The 23,462-nt window shown below is 74.9% G+C and carries 21 protein-coding genes; 8 read left to right on the forward strand and 13 right to left on the reverse strand.

Annotation, left to right across the window (positions count from 1 at the left end):
- Positions 1-160: 160 nt before the first annotated feature.
- A complete protein-coding gene (locus tag GGQ55_RS19475) occupies positions 161-583 on the forward strand; it encodes an RDD family protein (protein WP_179719561.1) in 423 nt (140 codons plus the stop codon).
- Here GGQ55_RS19475 and GGQ55_RS19480 read toward each other — a convergent pair.
- Both GGQ55_RS19480 and GGQ55_RS28570 read right to left on the reverse strand, forming a co-directional pair.
- The gene (locus GGQ55_RS19480) at positions 580-1,239 is read right to left on the reverse strand and encodes a response regulator transcription factor (protein WP_179719563.1); all 660 of its coding nucleotides are present in this window, start codon (positions 1,237-1,239) and stop codon (positions 580-582) included. The genes GGQ55_RS19475 and GGQ55_RS19480 overlap by 4 nt on opposite strands.
- Positions 1,236-2,378 (reverse strand): sensor histidine kinase, encoded by a 1,143-nt coding sequence (locus tag GGQ55_RS28570; RefSeq protein ID WP_179719565.1) that lies wholly within the window; start codon positions 2,376-2,378, stop codon positions 1,236-1,238. The genes GGQ55_RS19480 and GGQ55_RS28570 overlap by 4 nt, the downstream gene beginning before the upstream one ends.
- Positions 2,379-2,501: 123 nt before the next feature.
- Here GGQ55_RS28570 and GGQ55_RS19490 point away from each other — a divergent pair, with 123 nt between their 5' ends.
- Both GGQ55_RS19490 and GGQ55_RS19495 read left to right on the forward strand, forming a co-directional pair.
- The gene (locus GGQ55_RS19490) at positions 2,502-3,404 is read left to right on the forward strand and encodes an ABC transporter ATP-binding protein (RefSeq protein ID WP_179719567.1); all 903 of its coding nucleotides are present in this window, start codon (positions 2,502-2,504) and stop codon (positions 3,402-3,404) included.
- Positions 3,401-4,261, forward strand: a complete 861-nt coding sequence (locus GGQ55_RS19495; protein ID WP_179719569.1) for an ABC transporter permease — start codon at positions 3,401-3,403, stop codon at positions 4,259-4,261. Before GGQ55_RS19490 ends, GGQ55_RS19495 begins: the two co-directional genes overlap by 4 nt.
- A gap of 70 nt (positions 4,262-4,331) precedes the next feature.
- On the opposite strand, the gene GGQ55_RS19500 is transcribed toward GGQ55_RS19495, so the two are convergent.
- From GGQ55_RS19500 to GGQ55_RS19510, 3 genes are all read right to left on the reverse strand, one after another.
- Positions 4,332-5,153 (reverse strand): DUF4191 domain-containing protein, encoded by an 822-nt coding sequence (locus GGQ55_RS19500; protein WP_179719571.1) that lies wholly within the window; start codon positions 5,151-5,153, stop codon positions 4,332-4,334.
- A gap of 38 nt (positions 5,154-5,191) precedes the next feature.
- The gene (lipA, locus tag GGQ55_RS19505; protein WP_179719573.1) at positions 5,192-6,166 is read right to left on the reverse strand and encodes a lipoyl synthase; all 975 of its coding nucleotides are present in this window, start codon (positions 6,164-6,166) and stop codon (positions 5,192-5,194) included.
- Between the two features lie 78 nt (positions 6,167-6,244).
- Entirely contained in the window at positions 6,245-7,255 is a 1,011-nt protein-coding gene (locus GGQ55_RS19510) for a hypothetical protein (protein WP_179719575.1), read from the reverse strand.
- Between the two features lie 91 nt (positions 7,256-7,346).
- On the opposite strand from GGQ55_RS19510, the gene GGQ55_RS19515 reads away from it, so the two are divergent.
- Positions 7,347-8,276: an LLM class F420-dependent oxidoreductase gene (locus tag GGQ55_RS19515; RefSeq protein WP_179719577.1), complete on the forward strand. Its 930-nt coding sequence runs from the start codon at positions 7,347-7,349 to the stop codon at positions 8,274-8,276.
- 63 nt (positions 8,277-8,339) lie between these two features.
- Here GGQ55_RS19515 and GGQ55_RS19520 read toward each other — a convergent pair whose 3' ends face one another.
- A complete protein-coding gene (locus GGQ55_RS19520) occupies positions 8,340-9,368 on the reverse strand; it encodes a class I SAM-dependent methyltransferase (protein WP_179719580.1) in 1,029 nt (342 codons plus the stop codon).
- A gap of 152 nt (positions 9,369-9,520) precedes the next feature.
- Between GGQ55_RS19520 and GGQ55_RS19525 the strand changes: the two genes are divergently transcribed.
- The gene (locus GGQ55_RS19525) at positions 9,521-10,210 is read left to right on the forward strand and encodes a winged helix-turn-helix transcriptional regulator (protein WP_179719582.1); all 690 of its coding nucleotides are present in this window, start codon (positions 9,521-9,523) and stop codon (positions 10,208-10,210) included.
- Positions 10,211-10,220: 10 nt separating this feature from the next.
- Here GGQ55_RS19525 and GGQ55_RS19530 read toward each other — a convergent pair whose 3' ends face one another.
- Positions 10,221-10,820, reverse strand: coding sequence for a TIGR03086 family metal-binding protein (locus tag GGQ55_RS19530; protein ID WP_179719584.1), 600 nt, complete (start codon positions 10,818-10,820; stop codon positions 10,221-10,223).
- Positions 10,821-10,881: 61 nt separating this feature from the next.
- Here GGQ55_RS19530 and GGQ55_RS19535 point away from each other — a divergent pair, with 61 nt between their 5' ends.
- Positions 10,882-11,829, forward strand: coding sequence for a helix-turn-helix transcriptional regulator (locus tag GGQ55_RS19535; RefSeq protein ID WP_179719586.1), 948 nt, complete (start codon positions 10,882-10,884; stop codon positions 11,827-11,829).
- On the opposite strand, the gene GGQ55_RS19540 is transcribed toward GGQ55_RS19535, so the two are convergent.
- Positions 11,814-14,027 (reverse strand): putative bifunctional diguanylate cyclase/phosphodiesterase, encoded by a 2,214-nt coding sequence (locus GGQ55_RS19540; protein WP_366489752.1) that lies wholly within the window; start codon positions 14,025-14,027, stop codon positions 11,814-11,816. The two genes, GGQ55_RS19535 and GGQ55_RS19540, sit on opposite strands and share 16 nt — an antisense overlap.
- 312 nt (positions 14,028-14,339) lie before the next feature.
- Here GGQ55_RS19540 and leuS point away from each other — a divergent pair, with 312 nt between their 5' ends.
- The gene (leuS, locus tag GGQ55_RS19545) at positions 14,340-17,243 is read left to right on the forward strand and encodes a leucine--tRNA ligase (protein ID WP_179719590.1); all 2,904 of its coding nucleotides are present in this window, start codon (positions 14,340-14,342) and stop codon (positions 17,241-17,243) included.
- A 33-nt stretch (positions 17,244-17,276) separates the two neighbouring features.
- On the opposite strand, the gene GGQ55_RS19550 is transcribed toward leuS, so the two are convergent.
- Genes GGQ55_RS19550 through GGQ55_RS19565 form a run of 4 tightly spaced genes read right to left on the reverse strand, consistent with a single transcriptional unit; the run spans position 17,277 to position 21,289 of the window.
- The gene (locus GGQ55_RS19550) at positions 17,277-18,644 is read right to left on the reverse strand and encodes an NAD(P)/FAD-dependent oxidoreductase (RefSeq protein ID WP_179719592.1); all 1,368 of its coding nucleotides are present in this window, start codon (positions 18,642-18,644) and stop codon (positions 17,277-17,279) included.
- Positions 18,645-18,670: 26 nt separating this feature from the next.
- Positions 18,671-19,315 (reverse strand): lipoyl(octanoyl) transferase LipB, encoded by a 645-nt coding sequence (gene lipB / locus GGQ55_RS19555; protein ID WP_179719593.1) that lies wholly within the window; start codon positions 19,313-19,315, stop codon positions 18,671-18,673.
- Positions 19,316-19,319: 4 nt separating this feature from the next.
- Positions 19,320-20,054, reverse strand: a complete 735-nt coding sequence (locus GGQ55_RS19560) for a Type 1 glutamine amidotransferase-like domain-containing protein (RefSeq protein WP_179719595.1) — start codon at positions 20,052-20,054, stop codon at positions 19,320-19,322.
- Complete coding sequence (locus GGQ55_RS19565; RefSeq protein ID WP_179719597.1) at positions 20,054-21,289, reverse strand: FAD-dependent oxidoreductase; 1,236 nt, start codon at positions 21,287-21,289, stop codon at positions 20,054-20,056. Before GGQ55_RS19565 ends, GGQ55_RS19560 begins: the two co-directional genes overlap by 1 nt.
- Positions 21,290-21,409: 120 nt before the next feature.
- On the opposite strand from GGQ55_RS19565, the gene GGQ55_RS19570 reads away from it, so the two are divergent.
- A complete protein-coding gene (locus GGQ55_RS19570; RefSeq protein WP_179719599.1) occupies positions 21,410-22,954 on the forward strand; it encodes a serine/threonine-protein kinase in 1,545 nt (514 codons plus the stop codon).
- Here the strand turns inward: GGQ55_RS19570 and GGQ55_RS19575 are convergent.
- Positions 22,947-23,462, reverse strand: a complete 516-nt coding sequence (locus tag GGQ55_RS19575; RefSeq protein WP_179719601.1) for a ribonuclease E inhibitor RraB — start codon at positions 23,460-23,462, stop codon at positions 22,947-22,949. The genes GGQ55_RS19570 and GGQ55_RS19575 overlap by 8 nt on opposite strands.

A 23,462-nucleotide genomic window follows, 5' to 3' on the forward strand; every position in this document is an offset into this window, starting at 1 on the left:
CCGGATGTGGGCGGACAGCCGTCGGCGACGTTACGAGCGAGGAGTTGCCCGCCGGTGTCCCGGTTGTTTCGGGCCGGTAACACCGCGCCCGGCGTGTCGCCTGCCCCCAGTCTGCTCGTCGCGCGCGGCGCCGGTGCGCGCGGGTCCTACCCTGGCGGTCATGGTCAGGGATGCAGAACAGCCCTCGCAGGGGCGTGTGCGCGGCGCCGCTCTGGGGTTGCCGGCCGAGGGACCGGGGTCCCTGGCGAGCTTCAGCACCCGGGTGACCGCCTACGTCATCGACGCGATCGCCGCGGCGTTCATCGCCGGTCTCTTCACCGCGCCGAAGCTGCCCGGGCTGTGGAGCCTGGTCAGCTTTGCCGCGATCACGATCGGCAGCCTGCTCGCGTTCGGGCAGACGCCGGGCATGCGGGTCTGCGGCCTGCGGCTGGCCCATCCCGTCGAGGGACGGCGGCTGGCGCCCTGGCGGGCCGTCGTCCGGACGGCGCTGCTGATGCTGCTGGTCCCCGCGCTGCTGGTCGACGCCGACGGCCGCGGGCTGCACGACCGCGCGACGCAGACCGCCGTCGTCCGCGAGCGCTAACGCTCCACCGACAGCCCCGACTCGATCGCGAAGACCACCAGCTGGGCGCGGTCGCGGGCCCGCAGCTTGAGCATCGCCCGGCTGACGTGCGTGCGCACCGTCGCCGGGCTGACCACGAGCTCGTCGGCGATCTCGTCGTTCGAGCGGCCGGTGGCCACCCAGGCGACGATCTCCCGCTCGCGCTCGGTCAGCTCGTCCAGCCCGGGCCGGGGCGCGGCGCGGCGGGCCGGTGCGGCGGCGAACTGCTCGATCACCCGGCGGGTCACGCTGGGGGACAGCAGCGACCCGCCCTCGGCGACCACCCGGATCGCGCGGAGCAGGTCCGCCGGGTCGCCGTCCTTGAGCACGAACCCGCTGGCGCCGGCGGCCAGCGCCTCGAACACGTACTCGTCGAGTTCGAAGGTGGTCAGGACGACGACCCGCACGTCGCGCAGCGCCGGGTCGTCGGTGATCCGGCGCAGCGCGGTCAGCCCGTCGGTGCCCGGCATGCGGACGTCCATGAGGACGACGTCCGGTGCGGCCGAGCGGACCAGCTCGACGCCGGCCGCGCCGTCGGCGGCCTCGCCGACGAGCTCGGTGTCCGGCTCGCTCTCCAGCAGCACCCGCAGGCCCATGCGCACGAGCGCCTGGTCGTCGACGACGGCCACCCGGATCACGGCGTTTCCACCCGTGACGCAACGGCCAGGGGCAACGCCGCCCGGACGACGAAGCCACCCTCCGGTGCCGGACCGGCCATGAGCTCGCCCCCGACCGCGGCGGCCCGGTGCCGCATGCCGGTGATGCCCGACCCGGGCGGTGCCGCGGCGCCGTGGCCGTCGTCCCGGACCTCGACCTCGAGCCGTCCGGCGCGGCGGCTCAGCCGCACCTCCGCCGCGGCGCCGCCCGCGTGCCGCAGCACGTTGGTCAGCGACTCCTGCACGATCCGGTAGGCCGCGGCACCGACGTCCTCGGGCACGTCCGGGCCGGGGTCGATCCACCCGGTGAGCCGCAGGCCGCCGGCGCGCATCCGCTCGAGCAGCCGGGGGAGCTCCGCCAGCCCGGGCGTCGGACGGCGGGCCGCGGCGTCGTCGGGGGCGCGCCACCGGTCCAGGTCGGCGCGCAGCCCGTCGAGCGCCTCGCGGCTGGTGGCCTGGATGGTGGTGAGCAGCTCGCGGGCGCGCTCGGGGTCGCGGTCGAGCACGTGCAGCGCGACGCCGGCGTGCATCGCGATGACCGCGAGCCCGTGCCCGACCCCGTCGTGCACGTCCTGCGCCATCTGCAGCCGCTCCTCGGAGACCGCGCGCCGGGCCTGCTCCTCGCGGACCCCGGCCTCCGACCGCCGGCGCACCTGCCGCGCGGCGGAGATCGCCGCGACACCGCCGACCAGCGCGGCCCACGCGGTGGCCCACACCAGGGGGGCCAGCCAGCCCTCGCCGGGAGACCGGCCGAACGCCGGCGCCACCCCGGTGACCAGCACCAGCGCGCCGGTCCACGCGGCCGCCTCGCGCCACGGCCGCCGCGCGGCCACCGCCCAGACGGCAGCGGGCAGGCACAGCAGGATCGGGCCGTAGGCGTACCCGGCCGCGAGGTAGACCGTCGTGGCCAGGCCGGAGACGACGGCCGCCGTCCGCGGCGCGGCCCGGCGCAGCAGCAGCGCCGCGGCGGCGACGGCGACCAGCGCGTAGGCCCAGCCGTCCAGCGGCTGCACCCAGTCCGGCTGCTGCGCGGCGGCGCGGCCGGTGCCGCCCAGCCCGATCGCCAGCAGCGGCAGGGCCGGCACGAGGTCGCGCCAGTCGAACCGGACCGAGGTGTGCACGCGGCGACCATAGGCGCGGCGTGCGTCGTCCGTCGTCGTCCCCGGTGTACGCAGATCTGCGTACACGAGGTGCCGCTCCACGGCCGACGACGGCGGGGGAGGGCCGGCGCCAGGGTGGCCGGCATGAGCGAGACCGTGGTCGGAACCGACCGCCTGACCAAGCGCTACGGAGACCGGCTCGCCGTCGACTCCGTCAGCCTGACCGTGCGCCGCGGGGAGGTGTACGGCTTCCTCGGACCCAACGGCGCGGGCAAGACGACGACGCTGCGCATGCTGCTCGGCCTCGTGCGGCCCAGCGGCGGGACGGCCACCGTGCTCGGCGCCGCACCGGGTTCGCGGACCGCCGTCGCCGGGACCGGTGCCCTCGTCGAGGGGCCCGGCTTCTACCCGTACCTGTCCGGGCGGGACAACCTGCGCGTGCTGGCCCGCTACCGCGCGCTGCCGGAGGCCGCGGTCGACGCCGTCCTGGCGCGGGTCGACCTCGTGGGCCGTGGTGGCGACGCCTTCAAGTCCTACTCGCTGGGCATGAAGCAGCGGCTCGGCGTGGCCGCCGCCCTGCTCGGCGAGCCGGAGCTGCTGGTCCTCGACGAGCCGACCAACGGGCTGGACCCGGCGGGCATGGCCGACATGCGCGAGCTGCTGGTCGACGTCGCCGCCGGCGGGCAGACGGTGATCCTCTCCAGCCACCTGCTGGCCGAGGTGCAGGAGATCTGCGACCGGGTCGGGGTGATCTCCGACGGCCGGCTGCTGGCGGAGAGCACGGTGCGCGACCTGAGGGGCGCCGCCGCCGTGGTGCTGCGGGCCGATCCGCTCGACCGCGCGCTCGCCGTGGCGATGCGGGTCGCCGGCGACGACGCGGTCGCGCTGGTGGACGACGGCCGCGCGGTGCGGCTGGAGGGCGGGGCGCCGGTGGTACCGGCGCTGACCCGCGAGCTGGTGGCCGAGGACGTCGAGGTGCGCGAGATCCGCACCGTCGAGCGGTCGCTGGAGGAGGTCTTCTTCGAGATGACGGGAGGAACGCGGTGAACGCGCTGGTCGCGAGCACCCGGGCCGAGCTGCTGCGGCTGCGCCGCTGGCCGGCGCTGTGGGTGCTGCTGGGGGTCTGGGTAACCCTCAACCTGAGCTTCGGGTACGTCTTCGACTACATCGCCTACCGGACCGGCGACGCCGCCGGCCCCTCGACGACCGGGCGGTCCCAGGCGGAACTGCTGGCCGGGCTGCTGCCCTCGGCGGCGCCGGTCACGCTGACCCAGGGGATGCCGATGTTCGGCGGCGCGCTGGTGATGATCATGGGCGCGCTCGCGGTCGGCAGCGGCTACGGCTGGGGCACCTGGAAGACCGTCTTCACGCAGGGGCCGTCGCGCGCGGCGGCGTTCGGCGGCACGCTGGCCGCGCTGGCGAGCTTCGTCGTCGGCCTGGTGCTGGTCTCCGCCGTCGTGGACCTCGGCGTCTCCTGCGGGATCGCGGCGATCGAGGGCCAGGCGATCGACCTGCCGTCGGCCGGCGACTGGCTGTCCGCTCTGGGCACCGGGCTGCTGGTGCTCGGCATGTGGGCGGCGGCCGGCGTGCTGGTCGGCGTCCTCACCCGCAGCCCGGCGCTCGGCGTGGGGCTCGGGCTGGTGTGGGCGTTGGTCGTGGAGAACCTGCTGCGCGGGGTGAGCGGCGTGCTCGACCCGATCGCCGCGGTCACCGATCACCTGCCCGGCACCGCGGCGGGCTCGCTGGTCGGGGCGCTGAGCACGGCCGAGAGCGGTACGGGTGCGGGCACGCCGGGCGTGTTCGACACGCTCTCCGGGACGGCGGCGATCGGCTGGCTGGCCGTCTACCTGGCCGGCTTCGTCGTCCTCGCGCTGGCTCTCGTCCGCCGCCGCGACGTCGCCTGAGGGGATGGGCATGGGAAGCCATACATGCGTTCTGACCTCGGAAACGCACGTATGGCTTCCCATGCCTGGGTCAGCGGCGGCGGACCTGGCGCTGGCTGATCGTCATCGGCTTGCCGCCGGGCAGCGGGCCGCCGGGGACCGGCATCCGCGGCCCGCCGAGCGCGGCCATCCGCTTGCCGAGCGCGTTGACCTCGCCGGCGGAGATGTTGCGCGGCAGCTTCATCACGTGCGAGGAGAGCTTGCGCAGCGGCACCTGGCCCTCGTCGTCACCGACGACGATGTCGTAGATCGGGGTGTCGCCGACGACGCGGGAGACCTTCTTCTTCTCCTGGGCGAGCAGGCCGCGTACACGGTTCGGGGAGCCCTCGCCGACGAGGATGATCCCGGGCCGGCCGAGCACCCGGTGGACGGCGTCGAGCTGCGGGGTGCCGGCGACGCCGGCGGTCACCCGCCAGTCGCCGCGCATGCCCTCGAGCACCCACGAGGCGGCGCCCGGCTGGCCCTCCACCTGCCGGTAGGCGGTGCCCTGCGCGCGGCGGCCGAAGATGATCAGCGCGACGAGGACGCCGAGCAGGATCGCGATCGGCAGGAAGAACCAGGGCGAGTCGAGCACCAGGATCGCGAGCAGCTCGATCACGATGAACGGCACCGCGAACGCGATGAGCAGGATCCAGGGCAGCTTCGGGTCGTTCTTGCGGGTCAGCGAGTAGGCCTGCTTGATCATGCTCAGCTGGCTGCCGAACCGCTTCAGCCGACCGGGCTTCTTCTCGCCGGCGTCCTTGCCCTTGCGGCCCGGCGCAGCGCTCGCACCGCGCCCCCGTCCGCCCGATGCCGGACCGCGGCCGGCCTTGCCGCTCGGGGCAGGGGTGTCTGTGGGCTTGCTGCGCGCCATGTCCCCAGGATACGGGCGGCGCGGCGCCGTCCCGTGGATCAGGCCTGTGCCGCGACCCCGCGCGCCTCGATCGCCTGCTGGTAGAGCCGCCCGGCGCGGTAGGAGCTGCGCACCAGCGGGCCGGCCAGCACGCCGGCGAAGCCGATCTTCTCGGCCTCCTCGCGGAAGCCGACGAACTCGTCGGGCTTCACCCAGCGCACGACCGGGTGGTGGCGCACCGACGGGCGCAGGTACTGCGTGATCGTCAGCAGGTCGCAGCCGGCCTCGTGCAGCGCCTGCATGGTCTCGACGACCTCGTGCGGCTCCTCGCCCATGCCGAGGATCAGGTTCGACTTGGTGACCAGGCCGGCCTCGCGGGCGGCGGTCAGCACCGACAGGGACCGCTCGAACCGGAAGCCGGGGCGGATCCGCTTGAAGATCCGCGGCACGGTCTCGACGTTGTGCGCGAGCACCTCGGGCCGGGAGGAGAACACCTCGGCCAGCTGGGCGGGGTCGGCGTTGAAGTCGGGGATGAGCAGCTCGACGCCGCAGCCGGGGACGGCGGCGTGGATCTGGCGCACCGTCTCCGCGTACAGCCACGCGCCGCCGTCGGGCAGGTCGTCGCGGGCGACGCCGGTGACCGTCGCGTACCTCAGCTGCATGGTCTGCACGCTCTCGGCGACCCGGCGCGGCTCGTCGGCGTCGAACTCGGCGGGCTTGCCGGTGTCGATCTGGCAGAAGTCGCAGCGCCGGGTGCACTGGTCGCCGCCGATGAGGAAGGTCGCCTCGCGGTCCTCCCAGCACTCGTAGATGTTGGGGCAGCCGGCCTCCTCGCAGACCGTGTGCAGCCCCTCGCGGCGGACCAGCGACTTCAGCTCGGTGTACTCCGGGCCGGTCTTGAGCCGGGTCTTGATCCACTCCGGCTTGCGCTCGATCGGCACCTGGCTGTTGCGGACCTCGAGACGCAGGAGCTTGCGGCCGCTCGGCCCGATCGGAGATCCCGGATCAGTGGTCGGTACGGCCGTCTCCGTCATGATCCCCACGGTACCCCGCACGCACGACGCCCCCGGGACGACAGAGGTCGTCCTGGGGGCGTCGATCGATCGATCGAGTTACGCGGGGTTCGGCGGGGTCGACGGCTGGCCGCTGTCGCCGGTGTCGCCGCCGGGGGTGTTCTCGTCGCCGGCGGACTCGGCGTCGGCCGGAGCCGGCTGCGCGGTCTGGATGCCGAGGTCGGAGTCGGGCGGCGTCGCGTCGCCCGGGGCGGTCTCGGCGTCGGAGACCGTCTTGCCGGAGTTCGGAGTGCTGGGCACGGGGTCCTCTCGGTAGCTGGGCACGGGGCCGTCACCGGCGGGGGCGGGGGTCCAGGAGTCCTGGCCGCCCTGCAGCCGGCGGAGCACGGCGAAGACGACGCCGCCGGCGGCGACGACGGCGAGCGCCCACGGCCAGCGGCGCGGCTTCTTCTCGACGCCGACCGTGCGCTTGACCTTGGTCGCGGTCTTCGCCGCCTTCTTCTCCAGCTCCTTGCGCTGCTTGGCGGCCTTCTTCTTGGCCTTCTTCCGGGCGTCGGCGGTGCTGGCGACGAGCTCGTCGCGGTAGGCCTCGAGCTCCTTCTGCGCCTGCTCGGCGGCGGAGACGACGGCGTCGCGCGCGGCCAGCACCCGCGGCGTCGCGTAGGCCACCGCGGCGGCCTGCGTGGCGGCGAGCTTGGGGACGACGTCCTTCTCCAGCGTCTCGCGCGCGGCCTCGACCCGGGGGCCGAGGTCGGCGGCGGCCTTGACCGCGGCGAGGCGGGCGGCCTCGACGCGCGGCGCGGCCGCCTCGCGGGCGGCCTCCACGCGCGGACCGATCGCCTCGAGCGCCGCCTCCACCTTCGGGCTCATGGTCTCGCGGGCGCTGGCCACCACCGGAGCGGCGGCGGCGACCGCGGCGGCCACCTTCGGCGACACCGCCTTCTGCGCCGCCTCGATGCGGGGCGCCGCAGCCTTCTGCGCGGCCTCCACGCGGGGTCCGAGCTCCTCCGCGACCGCGCGGCTGGCCTCGGCTACCGCCGTCCCGAGGTGGCTGAAGCCTTCCTGCAGCTCGGCGCCGATGACCTGACCTCGCGTCTTCTTGCGGAACACGGCATGCACCTCCGTCGATGATCGTCTGCGGGCCATCCTGCCCGGTCCGGGCGGTGAGCACACCCCGGGCGGTCCCGCTAGCGTCGGACGCGTGCAGCTGCGGATCTTCACCGAACCCCAGATGGGCGCCACCTACGACGACCTGCTCGCCGTCGCCCGGCGGACCGAGGAGAACGGCTTCGACGCCTTCTTCCGGTCCGACCACTACCTGACGATGGGCGGCGACGGGCTGCCCGGACCGACCGACGCCTGGGTGACCCTCGGCGGCCTGGCCCGCGAGACCTCGCGCATCCGGCTGGGCACGCTGATGACGGCGGCGACCTTCCGGCTGCCCGGCGCGCTGGCCATCTCGGTGGCCCAGGTCGACCAGATGAGCGGTGGCCGGGTCGAGTTCGGCATCGGCGCCGGCTGGTTCGAGGCCGAGCACACCGCCTACGGCATCCCGTTCCCCGAGCTGGGCGAGCGGTTCGACCGCTACGAGGAGCAAGTGGCCGTGCTCACCGGGCTGTGGGGCACGCCGGCGGGGGAGACCTTCGACTTCGAGGGCGGCCACTACCGGCTCGCGGGGTCCCCGGCGCTGCCCAAGCCGGTCCAGGACGGCGGGATCCCGGTGATCATCGGCGGCAAGGGGACGAAGCGGACGCCGCGGCTGGCCGCCCGCTACGCCGCGGAGTTCAACGTGCCCTTCGAGTCGCCGGAGGCCAACGCCCGGCTGTTCGCCGGCGTCCGCGAGGCCTGCGAGGCGGCCGGCCGCGACCCGGCGTCGATGGTGTTCAGCTCGGCGGTGACCGTCGCCGTCGGCAAGGACGACGCCGAGGTGGCCCGGCGCGCCGAGGCGATCGGCCGCACTCCGGGGCAGTGGGGAGCGGCCGACGTCGGCGGCACGCCCGCGCAGGTGGTCGACGTCCTGGGGCGCTACGCCGAGGCCGGCGCCACCCGCGTCTACCTGCAGGTGCTCGACCTGGCCGACCTCGACCACCTCGACCTGATCGCCGCGGAGGTCGCGCCCCAGCTCCCCTGAGGGTGGCCCTCGCGTGCTTTATCGCGATAAAGCACGCGTGCTTTATCGCGTTAAAGCGCGAGCCTAGGGGCGGCGGCCCCAGGTGAGGGCGTGCATGGGGGTGAGCTGCACCCAGCCGAGGTCGGTGAACCCGTGCCGGGCGAGCAGGTCGTCGTAGGCGGCCCGGGGCAGCAGCTGGTCGTCGATCTGCGCCTCGAAGAACTGGATGCCGCTCATGATCCGGCCGGGCGCCGTCCGCAGGCCCTCGTCGGTGTCGGGGAACGGGAAGTCCGAGATCACGAACCAGCCGCCGGGCTCCAGCGACTCGCGGACCGCCTCGGTCACCCGGTCGATGTCGCGGCACTCGTGCATCGAGATGTTGTTGACGACGACGGTCGCCGGCTGCTCGAGGGTCAGGTCTTCCAGCGCGCTGCACACGAGCTCCACCCGGTCGGCCAGGCCCGCGGCGGCGATCCGGTCGCGGGCGACGTCGATCGAGTGCTGGTCGCCGTCCACCCCGACGACCTGGCATGCGGGGTGGTGCTCGGCCAGCCGGACGACGCCGACGCCGGTGCCGCACGCGGTGTCCACCACGCGGCAGCCGGCGTCGAGCGCATCGACCAGCCCGGGGACCTGCGACAGCCCACCGGGCACCAGGCGCGTGTAGAACGGCGTGCCGGTGCCGGTCACGGCGGCGATCCACTCCGGACTGGTGTCGTCCCACCACATGCGCTCGCCGCTGCCCAGCTCGGCCTCGAACCGGCCGAACACCTCCGGAGCCTCCAGCACCGGGAACACCCCGCCCACGTAGGCCGGGGAGCCACTGTCGAGCAGCAGGGTGTCCACGTGCGGCAGCAGGGCGAACCCGGCGCCGTCCCGGACGACGATGCCGGCGGCGACCGCGGAGCGGCACCAGACGGAGACGTAGAAGGGGTCGAGGTCGAGGAACTCGGCCAGGTCCTCGGCGGTGCTGCCCGGTGCGTCGGCCAGCCGGCGGACCAGGCCACGGCGCAGGCCGATCGAGACCGTGCGGTGCCCGGCGTAGCCCGCGGCGAGGGAGAGCAGCACCGGCGCGGTCTCGGCGATCGTGGGGGAGGGGGCGGTGAGGGTCATCGGGGTTCTCCGGTGAAGGGGGATCGGACGCCCCCGACGCTGCCGCCCGCGCGGGGGAGCGCATCAGTGCTGTCTCTGTAGCGAACCGGTACAGCTTCTGTACTACCGGCGCGCGTCTCTGCGGCCCTACGGTCGGGCCCGGAGGTGGCGCGATGTCCTCGCACTACGGCCAGTTCTGCCCGGTCGCCAAGGCGATGGAGCTGCTCGACGAGCGGTGGACGCTGCTCGTCGTCCGCGAGCTGATGATGGGCAGCCGGCACTTCAACGCGCTGCGCCGCGGGGTGCCGAGGATGTCGCCGGCGCTGCTGTCCAAGCGGCTGCAGACGCTCGTCAGGGCCGGGGTGGTGGAGCGCTGGGACGACGGCAACCGGGTCACCTACCAGCTGACCGAGGCCGGCAAGGAGCTCGAGCCGATCGTCGAGGCGCTCGGCCGGTGGGGCACGCGCTGGATCCCCGAGCTCGGTGACGAGGACCTCGACCCGCACCTGCTGCTGTGGGGCATGCACCGCAACGTCGACCTCGAGGCCGTGCCCGACGGGCGGACGGTCATCCGGTTCCTCTTCCCCGACGTCCCGGCGCCGTCCCGCCGCTGGTGGCTAGTGATCAGCGCCGACGGCGTCGACATCTGCGACGAGGACCCGGGGTTCCCGGAGCGGGTCGGGGTCGAGGGCAGCCTGCGCACGCTGATCCGGATCTGGCGCGGCGACCTGGACTGGGCCGCCGCCCTGCGCTCCGGCACGCTCACGCTGGACGGCACCGCCCAGGCGCAGCGCGCGCTGCCGCGGTGGCTGAAGCTCTCGCCGCTCGCGGGCACCCCGCGGCCGTACGCGGCCGCGGGGTGATCTGCTCCGCTCAGCGTCGCCAGCCGGGGTCGCGCCCCTGCCAGGCCACGAGCTGCTCGATCAGCGAGGCGTCGTCCGGCACCGGCACCGCGGGGGCGAACGGGATCCGCTCGTCGCGCCCCTCGGCCGGCAGGAGGTGGCGCGAACCGGCCAGACCGACCGCGACCGCGTCGTCGTCCCAGGTGGGGGACTGCCCGGTCGCGGCGGCGAGGTCCCAGGTGTGGGTGGACAGCTCGCCGGTGTAGGTGGCCAGCGCGACCGACCCGCGGTGCGTGCCGAAGGGGAGGGTGAACTCGCGGTCGAGCAGGGCGTCGTCGGTCCACACGCCCAGGACGTCGTCCGCTGCGGCGCGGGCGGCCGCGCCCCAGCCGTCGTCGGGGACGCCGGTGCTGACCTGCGGAACCGAGAACGGCGGCTCGCCGCGGCCGACGGCGGCCACCCGGCGCAGCCCGCTGAGCAGGTGCCCCAGCAGGGTGCGGACGTCGAACTCGTCGCACGGCGTGGGGCCGCCGAGATGGTCGGTCCGGACGGCGCTCATCGCCGCGACGGCGGTGCCGACGGCGGTGGCGAACGCGGGGCGGGGGTCGGTCGGGAGCGTCGACGTGGTCATGGCACGACCGTCGCAGCCAAAGTGGCCACGTCCTGGCCACTTTGCGCGAGAATCTCCGACCGTGCGCGCCGACCGGCTGATCGCCGTCCTCCTGCTGCTGCAGACGAAGGGCCGGGCGACCGCGGCCGAGGTCGCCCGCGAGCTGGAGATCTCCGAGCGCACCGCCCGGCGCGACCTCGAGGCGCTCTCGCTCGCCGGCGTGCCGGTGTACAGCTCGGCGGGCCGCGGCGGCGGGTGGGCGCTGGTCGGCGGCGCGCGCACCGACCTGACCGGGCTGACCACCGACGAGGCGCGGGCGCTGTTCCTCGCCGCGGGCTCGGCCAGCGCCGCCGGACCGGCCGCGCAGGCGGCGCTGCGCAAGCTGCTGGGGGCGCTGCCGGCCCCGCTGCGCGAGGGCGCCCGTGCCGCCGGGACCGCGGTGGTCGTCGACGCGGCGAGCTGGGGGCGGACCGCGCCGCCCGAGCCGCCGCACCTGCCCGCGCTGCAGCAGGCGGTGGTCGACGGCGAGCAGGTGGTGCTCGGCTACCGCGGCCGCGACAAAGCGCCGTCGGTCCGGACGGTGTCGCCGCTGGGCCTCGTGACCAAGGCCGGCGTCTGGTACCTGATCGCCGGCACGGAGGCCGGCGTGCGCACCTTCCGCGTCGGGCGGGTCACCGACGTCGCCCCCGCCGGCACGCCGGTGGTGCGCCCCGAGGGCTTCGACCTGCGGGCGGCGTGGGAGGCGAGCGCGGGTGAGGTCGAGCGGCGGCGGACCGAGACCAGCGTGCAGGCCCTGGCCGACCCGACGCTGGTGCCGCTGCTGCGCCGCTGGCTGGGCCCGGCGCACGTGGCCGTGGGGGAGCCGACGGCCGACGGGCGGGTGGCCGTCGAGCTCGGCGGCCCGTCGGTGCCCGTGCTCACCGCGCAGTTCGCCGGCTTCGGCCACCGGCTGGAGATCACCACGCCCGAGGCGCGAGAACGGCTCCGGGCCCTCGCCGGGGAGTTGACGGAGCTCTACGCGGAGCGCTGACCCTCGTCGAGCAGGAACGGCTGCGGAGTGGCCAGCCAGCCGAGGAACTCCTCCTCCGGCAGGGGGCGGGCGATCGCGAAGCCCTGCGCGACGTCGCAGCCGAGCCGGGCCAGCACCTCGCCGGTGGCGGCGTCCTCCACGCCCTCGGCGACCAGGCGCAGGCCGAGGTCGTGGGCGAGGGCCACGGTGTGCTTGACGATCGCGGCCGCGCGCGGGTCGCGGTCGACGTCGGCGGTCAGGCTGCGGTCCAGCTTGAGCTCGTCGGCCGGCAGGCGCCGCAGGTAGGCCAGCGAGCTGTAGCCGGTGCCGTAGTCGTCGATCGACGTCCGGACGCCGAGCCGGCGCAGGTCGCCCAGCACGGTCCGCCCGCGCTCCGGGTCGGCCATGAGGGTGTCCTCGACCAGCTCGAGGGTCAGCGCCTCCGGGGGCAGCCGGTGGCGGGACAGCGCGTCGGCGACCTTGAGCGGCAGGTCGAGGTCGGTGACGTTCGCGGCCGACAGGTTGACCGAGACCGGCACCTCGTGCGCCGGCCACCAGCGGGCCGCCGCCGTCAGCGCCAGCTCGAGGACGGTGTCGGTCAGCTGCCGCATCAGGCCCGCCTGCTCGGCGGCCGGCAGCAGGTCGGCGGGGGACAGCAGCCCGCGGGTCGGGTGCTGCCACCGGACCAGGGCCTCGGTGCCGGCGACCGTGCCGGAGACGAGGTCGACCTGGGGCTGCAGGTGCACCCGCAGCTCGCCGCGGTCCAGCGCGGTGCGCAGCTCCTCCATCGTGCGCAGCCGGTCGCCGGTGCCGCCGTGCGGATCGGGCACGTAGACGTGCACGCCCTCGCGGCCGGTCTTGGCCTCGTACATGGCGACGTCGGCGCAGCGCAGCAGCTCCTTGACCGTCGCCGCGGGCACCGGGGCGGTCGAGACGCCGATGCTCACGCCGATGTGCAGCCGGATGCCCTCCACGGTGAACGGCTGCAGCAGCAGCTCGCGCAGCACCGCGGCGCAGGCCTGGGCGTCGTCCAGGCCGGTGCCCGGCAGCAGGACGGCGAACTCGTCGCCGCCGAGCCGGGCCAGCAGGTCACCCGGGCGCAGCCCGCCGCGCAGCCGGGGCCCGACCTGGCGCAGCAGCTCGTCGCCGGCGGAGTGGCCGAGGCCGTCGTTGACCTCCTTGAAGCCGTCGAGGTCGAGCAGCAGCAGAGCCGCCGGCGAGCGGCTGCCCGCCGACTCCAGCACGGCGGTCGCCCGCTCCAGCAGGGCGCGGCGGTTGGGCAGGCCGGTCAGCTCGTCGGTGCGGGCCTGCTCGCGCACCTCGTTGTAGGCACGCACCTCGCGGAAGGTGACGGCGGTGCGGGCCAGCGCCGCGGTGACGCAGGCGATGGCCAGCCACGCGGCGATGACCGGCATGGTGTCGCCCCAGCCGACGGCGAGGACGACGAGGCTGGCCACGTTGCAGATGAGCGGGAGCGCGAGCAGCCGCCACCCGGTGCGCGAGTGGCCGACGTCGACGGTCACCGGCCGGGGCCGGGCGCGGACGGCGGCGTAGGCCACCAGCCCGATGCCGGCCAGCCAGGTCAGCTCGAGCGGGCCGCCGTCGTGGTAGCTGCCGTGCACGGAGCGCAGGAACAGCACGATGTCGCCGGCGCAGACGCAGGCCATGGCGCCGGTGATGGTGCCCAGCGTGCGGTCCATGCGGACGCCGAGGATCGCGCCCATCGCGACCACGAGGGCCAGCAGCAGCAGGTCCGCGGCCGGCCAGGCGAGGTCGAGCATGCCGACCGGCTCGTGGCCGGTCGCCGACAGGAACGGGCCGAGCAGGAAGGCGACGCCGACCGCGAGCGTGCCGAGCGCGCCGATGAGGCCGTCGAGCCACATGCTCGGGTGGAACCGCGGCACCCGGGCGCGCAGCATCCCGATCAGGGTGACGTAGAGGATCACGTAGCCGATCGAGTTCGGCAGATCGGCGAACGGCGGCGTCGGGCCGGCGCCGGTGACGCCCGCGAACACCGTGCGCAGCGCGTTGCCGGAGGCGTTGAGCAGCAGCCCGACCGCGAGTGCCCGCCAGGCCAGCCGCTCGCTGCGCACCCGCCCGCTCGCCACCCAGCACGCCGCGGCGGCCGGGAGGTAGGGCAGGTTGTAGAGGACGACGTCGTAGACGCGGTCCCAGGCGGCGCCCGCCGGGCGGGCCGGGATGCCGGTCGCGAACAGCACGATGCCGGCGAGCGTCCCCCACAGGAGCGCACGCCGGAGAGACCGCCGGTCCCCGACCACGTTGACGTCATCGACCGCCGTCGTCCGAGCAGCAGCCGAATGCGGACGGGTGTCCCTCGAAGGGGTGAGCCGCCCTCACCCCGGGTTTTCGGCTGCGCTCCTGAGGGGGCGCGGTAGTCTGGACCCGTGTCCGGGCTCCTCCTTCTCCGGCCGTGCTGACCTGATCCGAACGGACAGCACGGCGACCCCTCCTGCGCGAGGGGTTTTTTTCTGCCCGCCCACGCCGAACAGCGAGACCAGGAGCGCGAGACGATGAGCCAGACGGCCAGCCAACCAGGTGCCGAGCCGACCAGCACCGGCCCCGGCAGCGAGGTGCCCCCGCACCGGTACACCCCGGCCCTGGCGCAGCAGATCGAGCTGGCCTGGGAGGACCGCTGGGAGGCCGAGGGCACCTTCCACACGCCCAACCCCACCGGCCGGCTGTCGGCGGGCTTCGAGAAGGTGGCCGACCGGCCCAAGTTCTTCGTGATGGACATGTTCCCGTACCCCTCGGGTGCGGGGCTGCACGTCGGTCACCCGCTGGGCTACCTGGGCACCGACGTCACCAGCCGGTTCCGCCGGATGGACGGCGCCAACGTGCTGCACCCCATGGGCTACGACGCCTTCGGCCTGCCCGCCGAGCAGTACGCGGTGCAGACCGGGCAGCACCCGCGGATCACGACCGAGGCCAACATCAAGGCCATCAAGGCGCAGCTGCGCCGGCTGGGCGTCGACCACGACGAGCGGCGCACCTTCGCCACGATCGACCCGGGCTACTACAAGTGGACCCAGTGGATCTTCCTGCAGATCTTCGGCTCGTGGTTCGACGAGAAGGCCGGGAAGGCGCGGCCGATCGAGGAGCTGGTCGCCGAGCTGGACGCCGGGATCCGCGAGCCCGCGCCGGGCACCAACCCGCTGGGCACGCCGTGGGCGGAGCTGGACGAGAAGGGCCGCCGTCTGGTCGTCGACGCGCACCGGCTGGCCTACCTGCACCAGGCGCCGGTCAACTGGTGCCCCGGCCTGGGCACCGTGCTGTCCAACGAGGAGGTCACCCCGGACGGGCGCTCCGAGCGGGGCAACTTCCCGGTGTTCCGCCGTCCGCTGACCCAGTGGATGATGCGGATCACCAGCTACGCCGAGCGCCTGCTGAGCGACCTGGACCGGCTGGACTGGTCGGACTCGCTGAAGCAGATGCAGCGCAACTGGATCGGCCGCTCCACCGGCGCCAGGATCGGCTTCTCGGTCGGGAACGAGACCGTCGAGGTCTTCACCACGCGCCCGGACACCCTGTTCGGCGCCACGTACATGGTGCTGGCGCCGGAGCACCCGCTGGTCGGGTCGCTGACCGCCGCGGCCTGGCCCGACGGCACCGACCCGCGCTGGACGGGTGGCGCGGCGACCCCGCGCGAGGCCGTCGAGGCCTACCAGCGGCAGGCCTCGCGGCGCTCGGAGCTGGACCGGCAGAACGAGGCGCGGGAGAAGACCGGCGTCTGGCTGGGCGTCACCGCGACCAACCCGGTCAACGGCGCCCAGCTGCCGGTGTTCATCGCCGACTACGTGCTGACCGGCTACGGCACCGGCGCGATCATGGCCGTTCCCGGCGAGGACACCCGCGACTGGGAGTTCGCCGAGACGTTCGGCCTGCCCGTCGTCCGCACCGTGCAGCCGCCGGAGGGCTTCGACGGCGGGGCGTTCACCGGCGTCGGGCCGATGATCAACTCGGCGAACGACGAGATCTCGCTGAACGGCCTGGAGAAAACCGCCGCCATCGCCGCGATCACCGAGTGGCTGGTGGAGCACGGCCACGGCGAGGCGACGACCACGTACAAGCTGCGCGACTGGCTGTTCAGCCGGCAGCGCTACTGGGGCGAGCCGTTCCCGATCCTGTACGACGAGGACGACCTGCCGGTCGCCGTCCCGGATTCGCTGCTGCCCGTGCTGCTGCCCGAGGTCGACGACTACTCGCCGAAGACCTTCGCCGACGACGACGCCGACTCCAAGCCCGAGCCGCCGCTGTCGCGCGCCGTCGAGTGGACGACGGTCGAGCTGGACCTGGGCGACGGCCCGAAGACCTACCGCCGCGAGACCAACACGATGCCCAACTGGGCCGGCTCGTGCTGGTACTACCTGCGCTACCTGGACCCGGGCGACGACGAGCGCATGGTCGACCCCGAGCTGGAGCGCTACTGGCTGGGCCCGCGCGAGCCCGGCGACGTCGGCGGCGTCGACCTGTACGTCGGCGGGGTCGAGCACGCCGTGCTGCACCTGCTGTACGCGCGGTTCTGGCACAAGGTCCTGTTCGACCTGGGCCACGTCACCAGCGAGGAGCCGTTCCGCCGGCTGGTCAACCAGGGCTACATCTCGGCCTACGCCTACACCGACTCCCGCGGCTTCTACGTGCCCGCGGCCGAGGTGGAGGAGCGCGACGGGCGGTTCTTCTACCAGGGGGAACCGGTCAACCGTGAGTACGGGAAGATCGGCAAGAGCCTGAAGAACATGGTCACGCCCGACGAGATGATCGGCGCGTACGGCGCGGACACCTTCCGGGTGTACGAGATGTCCACCGGCCCGCTGGAGCAGTCGCGACCGTGGGAGACCAAGGCCGTCGTCGGCTCGCAGCGGCTGCTGCAGCGGATCTGGCGGGTGGTGGTCGACGAGGAGACCGGCGCGGTGCGCGCGGCCGACGACGTCGAGCCGTCCGAGGAGACGCTGCGGGCGCTGCACAAGGCGATCGCCGGCGTGCGTGATGGCATGTCGACGCTGCGGTTCAACATCGCCATCGCGCGGATCACCGAGCTGACCAACCACCTGACATCCGCCTACGGCGCGGACCGCCCGGTGCCGCGGTCGGTCGCCGAGCCGCTGGTGCTGATGCTGGCGCCGCTGGCCCCGCACATCGCCGAGGAGATGTGGGCGCGGCTGGGCCACTCGTCGTCCCTGGCGTGGCACGACTTCCCGGTCGCCGACGAGCGCTGGCTGGTCGAGGACACGGTGGAGGTCGCCGTCCAGGTCAACGGCAAGGTCCGCGCGCAGGTGCGGGTGCCGGCCGACGCCGACGCGGCGGCCCTGGAGGCCGCGGCGCGGGCGGACGAGAAGATCGCCGGGCACATCGACGGCAAGACCGTGCGCCGCGTCGTCGCCGTCCCGGGCCGGCTGGTCAACTTCGTGCTGGGGTGAGTCGGAGGCTGAGAGCGCAGGTTTCCTGCGTTCTCAGCCTCCAACGGCTTCGACCATCTCGTCGCGGGAGGGCGGCCGGGGCCGCGGCACCGCCCGCATCTCGCTGAAGAGCTGCTCGATCCGCCGGTGCAGGGCGGGGTCGTCGTCCAGGACGGCGGTGCTGTCGAGCAGGCCGATCCGGCGGAGGAAGACGCGGAAGACGTCGGGGTCCCGCGTCGCCGCCGCGCCCGCGGCCAGCTGGCTGAACAGGGCGTAGTCCCCGTCCGGGCTCAGGTCGACCGGCTGCCCCAGCCACATCCGCAGCCGCTGCTCGTCGAGGGCGGTGGCGAAGTCGAACCGCTCGCGCAGCTCGCGCCGGGTCGCCGCGGCGTAGGCGCCGGCCCGGTCGACCGGGTCGTCGTGCTCGCGCAGGGCCGTGCGGAGCTGGGCCGCGTGGATGAGGGCGAACGGCAGCCCGTGCGCGAGGACCGGGTCGACGTGCGCCGCGGCGTCGCCGACGGGGAGCAGACCCGCCTCCGCGCTCCAGTGCCGGAGGGAGTTGCGCAGCCCGGCCATCGGCAGGACGTCGGTGATCGGGTCGACGCCGGCCGGATCGGCCCACGCGGCCAGCGCCGGGATGCGGGCGACCACGGCCTCGTACGCGGTTTCCTCGCGCAGCAGCCGCCACTCGCCGACACCGGGCGGGACGGCGAGCACGGTGGCGAACGTGCCGTTGTCGCCGGGGAAGGTCGAGTAGGCGAAGTAGCCGAGGTCGCCACGGGGGCTGAGCAGAAAGGGCCCGTCGGGCAGGTCGAATCCGGGCCGGCAGCGGTAGTAGCGGCTGTAGTAGACGACGCCGCAGTCGCTGCTGTCCGTCTCGGTGGGGATGCCGTGCTCGGCCAGCCACTGCGGCGTCGGCGTCCGCCGGCCGAGCGCGTCGACCACGACGTCGGCCGGGAGCGCGCCGTCGTCCAGCAGCACCCCGGTCACGCGACCGTCCTCGACGGCGAGACCGCGGACGTGCACGCCCTCCCGGACGGTGATGCCTGGCTCCTGGGTGACCGCCCGTCGCAGGGCCCACTCGAGCAGGGGACGGCGCGCGCCGAGGTACTGCAGGGACTCGTCCTCGGGGAGGACGTCGCCGGGGAGCTTGCGCCGCAGGTCGACCTCCTGGGCGCCCGCGTCGAGGAGGTCCGCGTACACGTCGGGGAGGTTCGCCCGCAGCTCGTCGCGACCGCCGGGGATGAAGGCGTGCGGTTGCAGGAAGTGCGGGATTCCCTTGCGCGGCCAGCCAGGGGCGTCGTCCGGCGCACCGACCGGCAGCGGATCGCGCTCGACCACCGTCACGCGGTGCCCGTCGCGGGCGAGCAGCAGCGCCGCGGTGAGGCCCGCGACCCCGCCGCCCAGGACCATCACCGGCATCGCGCCACCCTAGGGCAGCGCGCGGCTCAGAGGGGGAGCGCGGAGGGTGCCAGAACCCGGCGGAGGGCGTCTTCGGTCGCGTCGATCACCTCGGCGATCGGGACGTCGCGGCCGAGCTCCTGGGTGAGCGACGTGGCGCCGGCGTCGACGATGCCGCACGGGATCATGTTGCCGAACGCCGACATGTCGGGGTCGCAGTTGAGCGCGAACCCGTGCATGGTCACGCCCCTGGCCACGCGGACGCCGATCGCGGCGACCTTGCGGTCAGGGCCCCGGTCGTCGGCGCGCACCCAGACGCCGCTGCGCCCCTCGACCTGCTCGGTGGCGACGCCGAGACCGGCGCAGACGTCCATCAGCGCCTCTTCGAGGCGCCGGACGTGGGCGACGACGTCGACCGGGTCGGGCAGCCGCACGATCGGGTAGCCGACCAGCTGCCCCGGGCCGTGCCAGGTGATCTTGCCGCCGCGGTCGACGTCGATGACCGGCGTGCCGTCGAAGGGGCGCTCGTGCGGCTCGGTGCGCTTGCCCGCGGTGTAGACCGGCGGGTGCTCGAGCAGCAGCAGGGTGTCGGGGGTGGTGCCCTCGACGACGCCGGCGTGGATCTCGCGCTGGCGGTCCCACGCCTCCTGGTAGTCGACGAGGCCGAGGCGCAGCACCTGCAGATCGCTCACGGCCTCAGCGTAGGCGTCGCGGCTCGAGGCGCGTCTCGACGACGCCGCCGTCCGGGCCGGGGGCGACCCGGTAGGCGGCCTTGTCCGGCCGGTCGGCCACCGCCTCGACCAGCTCGGTGCCCCGGTAGACCAGGCCCACGCCGTCGTCGGTGGCGTGCCCGGCGGGCAGCGTGCCGTCGGCGACCAGCCGGTGGTAGAGCGGACGGCGCTGCTCCTCGGAGTCGTAGTGCACGCCGTTGGAGGTGGGGATCAGCGCGAGCCCGTTCGTGACCGGGCGCAGGTCGGGGCCGTAGGAGTCGGTGGTGCCGCCGACGTGCCAGCACAGCGAGCCGGCGGAGACCCCGCCGAGGACGACGCCGGCCTCCCAGACCTCGCGGAAGATCTCGTCGAGGCCGTGCACGCGCCAGACGGCGAGCAGGTTGGCGACGCTGCCGCCGCCGACCCAGACGACGTCCTGGGCCAGGAGGTGCGCCCGCATGTCGGGCACGGTCGGCATCGTGAACAGGCTGAGGTGGCTGACCTCGACGGCGCTGCCGGCGAAGGCTCCGTACACGCCGGCGATGCGCACCGGGTCGTCGCCGGTGGCCGTGCCCAGGTAGCAGAGCTTCGGCCGCTCCGGCGCCCCGGCGAGGGAGAACGCGAGGTCGAAGACCGGGCCGGGGCTCCAGTCGTACGGGCCCCGGCCGCGGCCGGCGAAGCCGATGCTGGTGGCCAGGATGGTGGGAGCGGACGCCGGCATCAGGTTCCGTTCGGGCGGAGGGCGCGCAGGACGGCGCGGGCGCAGCGCGCCCCGCTGGCCATCGCGCCCTGGATGGACGGGGTGTCGCGGTGATCGCCGCAGACGTACAGGCCCTCGCCGAGAGCGACCGGCCGGCGCAGCTGCAGCGGCGGCTCGGCCGCGGGCTGCGCGCCGGTGACGGTGACCGTGGTGAGGTGCTCGAGGTCGGTCGCTGCGACGCCGTGGGAGCGAGCGATCTCGTCGCGGACGTCGGATTCCCGTGTGGGCGCGAGCGTGGAACTCGACACCAGCGCCCGGCCGTCGGGGCTGTAGCGCGGCTGGGCATCGGTGAGGACGACGGTGTTCACCAGTCGTCCGCCCGGCTGCCCGAGCACGAGCAGCGGTGTCGGCCACGGTGAGGCGGGCAGCACGTGCACGTGGGTGGTGACCTGCCGCGGGGCGGCGGCCTCGACCCCCGGCAGGAGGGCTGCGGCCGTGGCCGGGTCGCTGGCGACGACGACGGCGTCGGCGCGCACCGCGCCGGCGTCCGCGGTGACCCGGTCGCCGGTGACCTCTGCGGCGCGCACTCCGAGGTGCAGCCGCTCCGCCGGCAACCGCGCCGCGAGCTGCTCGGGAACCGTCTGCATGCCTCCCGCCGGAAGCCCGATCGCGCCCCGGGCGAAGCTGCGCCACAGCAGGTCGAGATAGCGGCTGGAGGTCGCCAGCTCGGCCTCGAGCAGGACGCCGGCGAGAAAGGGGCGGAAGAAGCGCTCGACGGCGGTCGACCCGATGCCGGCTCGGCGCAGCGCCGACTCGGCGGTGCGTTCGCGTGCGCCGAGCAGCCGACCGGCCGGTGCGTATGCCGCGCGCGCGGAGAACGCGGCGATCGCGGCCTTGTCCTTCAGCGACCCGATCGGTGCGGTCAGGGTGCCGGGGAGGGCAGTGGGCCGGCGGCGCGGGTCGACGACCCGGTGCACCCGGCCGTCGACCCGCACGAGTGCTCCCGGCTCGAAGTAGCCCAGTCGCAGAGCGGGTAGGTCGAGGTCGGCGATCCGGGGGTAGCCGGTGTTGAGCACCTGGAACCCGCGGTCCACCACGAAGCCGTCGACGACGTCCGTCGCCACCCGTCCGCCGACGTGCCGAGCCGCCTCGAGGAGGTGCACGTCGCAGCCGGCTGCGGACAGCCGGGTTGCGGCGGTCAGCCCGGCCAGGCCGGCGCCGACCACCACGACCTCGGCGCGCGGGGGGAGGGACATCGCCCACGAACCTAGGGCAGGTGGCGACCGCCGTCCTGGCGGGTGGCGACCCCGTGGACAGCAGTGCGGCCTGTGGACAACCGGAGCGGTGAACCGGCCGGTCCGCCTACCGTCCGCCGCATGCCCGATCCCGCTCCGCCGGTGGTGCCCGGCTACACGCTGCAGGAGCTGCTGGGGCGCGGCGGCTCGGGCGAGGTGTGGCGGGCGGTCCCCCGTGGCGGGGGAGCGCCGGTCGCGGTGAAGGTGCTGGTCGCCGGCGATCCGGAGCGGCAGGCCCGCGAGGCGGCACTGCTCGGCGAGCTCGACCACCCGCACCTGGTGCGGCTGCGCGACGTCGTCCACCAGCCGCGCCGTGGCGGTGAGGCCCGGGTCGCGCTCGTGCTCGACCTGCTGCCCGGCGGCAGCCTCGCCGCGCTGCTCGCCCGCCGCGGCCGGCTGCGGCCCGGGGAGGTGGTGACGGCGATCGCGCCGGTCGCCGCGGCGCTGGAGCACGCGCACCAGCGCGGGGTCGTCCACGGCGACCTCTCGCCCGGCAACGTCGTGTTCACCGCCGAGGGGCGGCCGGTGCTCACCGATCTCGGCGTCGCCCGGGTGCTCGGCGAGGCGGCCGCCCGCGAGGTGACCCCGGCCTACGTCGACCCGACTGTCGCCCGCGGCGGCGCGCCCGGGCCGGCGTCCGACGTGTTCGGGGTCGCGGCGGCGGCCTTCCACGCGCTGACCGGGATCGCGCCGTGGAACGCGGCCGGGCCGGCCGAGACCCTGGCCGTCGCCGCAGCCGGGGTGCTGCCCGATCTCGCCGAGCTCGCCCCGGGAGCGCCGGCCGAGCTGGTCGCCGTGATCGCCCGCGGGCTGGCCGCCGATCCGCACGAGCGCGGTTCGGCCGGGGCGTTCGCGCTCGACCTGCGGCACGCCTGCCGTCCGGAGCCGGTCCGGCTGCCGGTCGCGGGCGTGCCCGACGAGGAGCTCGGCCGCACCGGCCGCGGCCCGCGCACCGAGCTCACCCACCAGGTGCCCGGCCGGCGCCGTCCCGAGCCGGAGCCGGTGGAGGAGGAGCGCCGGGCGTGGGTCGTGCCGGTGCTGCGCCGCGCCGGGGCGGTGGTGGCGGTGGTCGCCGTCCTGGCCGCGGCGGTGTGGGCGGGCAGCCGCTGGGGGGCGACGGGCGACTCGCGGCCCGCCGCGGCGTCCCGGTCCGTGCCCGCGCCGACCTCCACGGCCGCGCCGTCCGTGCCGGCCGGCGCCTCGCCGCCGTCCGAACCTCTGCTCGCCACCCCGGACGGGCCGGACGACTGGTTGCCCCTGGTCGAGGAGCTCTACCGGCGGCGCGCCGAGGCGTTCACCAGCGCCTCGGCGCGGCTGCTGACCGGTGTCTACAGCGACGGTAGCGATCGGCTCGTCGCCGACACCGACTTCGTCGAAGGCCTGGCGGCGGCGGGAGAGGTGCTGCGCGGGTACGCCCCGTCGGTCGTGCGGGTCAGCGCGGCGGGGGTGACCGGGGACCGCGCGGAGCTGGAGGTGATCGACAGCGTGCCGGCGTACGAGGTGGCGCCGTCGGCGGGCGGCCCGGCGGTGCGCTCGGAGCCGGGACGGGGAGAGGCGACCGTGCACATGGTGCTGCGCCGGTCCGCTGACGGCTGGCGGATCGAGTCGGCCCAGCGGGTCAGCTGATGACGCTGCCCCAGCCGCCGTAGCTGCCGCCGTGCGGCCCGGCCAGGGCGGCCAGCCGCAGCACGTGCCGGTCGAACGCGGCGGTCAGCGGCGGTTCCTCGGTGCGGACGGCGACCTGCCAGCCGACGTCCCCGTCGTAGGCCCGTCCGTCCACGGCCTCCGGTGCGGTTGCCGCCTCGCCGTGGGCGAGCGCATCGTCGGCGAACGCCTGGGCCGCGCTCCGGTCGGCAAAGCCGAAGTACTGGTCGACCCGACCGGTGTCCGGGGCGGGCGGCTCGTCGTACTCACCGTTCGCGTAGCGGATCCGCTGGTTGAGGTTGGCCAGGGCGAGCCGCAGCTCGGCCGGGCCGGCGTCCGCCGCCAGCTGACCGGGGTCGCGCAGGTGGCGGACCAGCGCTTCGATCAGGTGCGGGTCGAGCTCGCCGATGAGCATGTGGCCCTCGAGCACCGCCGCGATCCCGATGAGCGCTGCGGCGTCCTCGTGGCGCAGTGGACGTGGGTCGGCCAT

Source organism: Petropleomorpha daqingensis (assembly GCF_013408985.1).
GTDB lineage: Bacteria > Actinomycetota > Actinomycetes > Mycobacteriales > Geodermatophilaceae > Petropleomorpha > Petropleomorpha daqingensis.

Coding starts and splice junctions, on each gene's coding strand:
- GGQ55_RS19490 (WP_179719567.1), top strand. CDS start 2,502: ATGAGCGAGACCGTGGTCGGAACCGACCGCCTGACCAAGCGCTACGGA.
- GGQ55_RS19500 (WP_179719571.1), bottom strand. CDS start 5,153: ATGGCGCGCAGCAAGCCCACAGACACCCCTGCCCCGAGCGGCAAGGCC.
- GGQ55_RS19475 (WP_179719561.1), top strand. CDS start 161: ATGGTCAGGGATGCAGAACAGCCCTCGCAGGGGCGTGTGCGCGGCGCC.
- leuS (WP_179719590.1), top strand. CDS start 14,340: ATGAGCCAGACGGCCAGCCAACCAGGTGCCGAGCCGACCAGCACCGGC.
- GGQ55_RS19570 (WP_179719599.1), top strand. CDS start 21,410: ATGCCCGATCCCGCTCCGCCGGTGGTGCCCGGCTACACGCTGCAGGAG.
- GGQ55_RS19565 (WP_179719597.1), bottom strand. CDS start 21,289: ATGTCCCTCCCCCCGCGCGCCGAGGTCGTGGTGGTCGGCGCCGGCCTG.
- GGQ55_RS19550 (WP_179719592.1), bottom strand. CDS start 18,644: ATGCCGGTGATGGTCCTGGGCGGCGGGGTCGCGGGCCTCACCGCGGCG.
- GGQ55_RS19530 (WP_179719584.1), bottom strand. CDS start 10,820: ATGACCACGTCGACGCTCCCGACCGACCCCCGCCCCGCGTTCGCCACC.
- GGQ55_RS19520 (WP_179719580.1), bottom strand. CDS start 9,368: ATGACCCTCACCGCCCCCTCCCCCACGATCGCCGAGACCGCGCCGGTG.
- GGQ55_RS19560 (WP_179719595.1), bottom strand. CDS start 20,054: ATGCCGGCGTCCGCTCCCACCATCCTGGCCACCAGCATCGGCTTCGCC.
- GGQ55_RS19575 (WP_179719601.1), bottom strand. CDS start 23,462: ATGGCCGACCCACGTCCACTGCGCCACGAGGACGCCGCAGCGCTCATC.
- GGQ55_RS19525 (WP_179719582.1), top strand. CDS start 9,521: ATGTCCTCGCACTACGGCCAGTTCTGCCCGGTCGCCAAGGCGATGGAG.
- lipA (WP_179719573.1), bottom strand. CDS start 6,166: ATGACGGAGACGGCCGTACCGACCACTGATCCGGGATCTCCGATCGGG.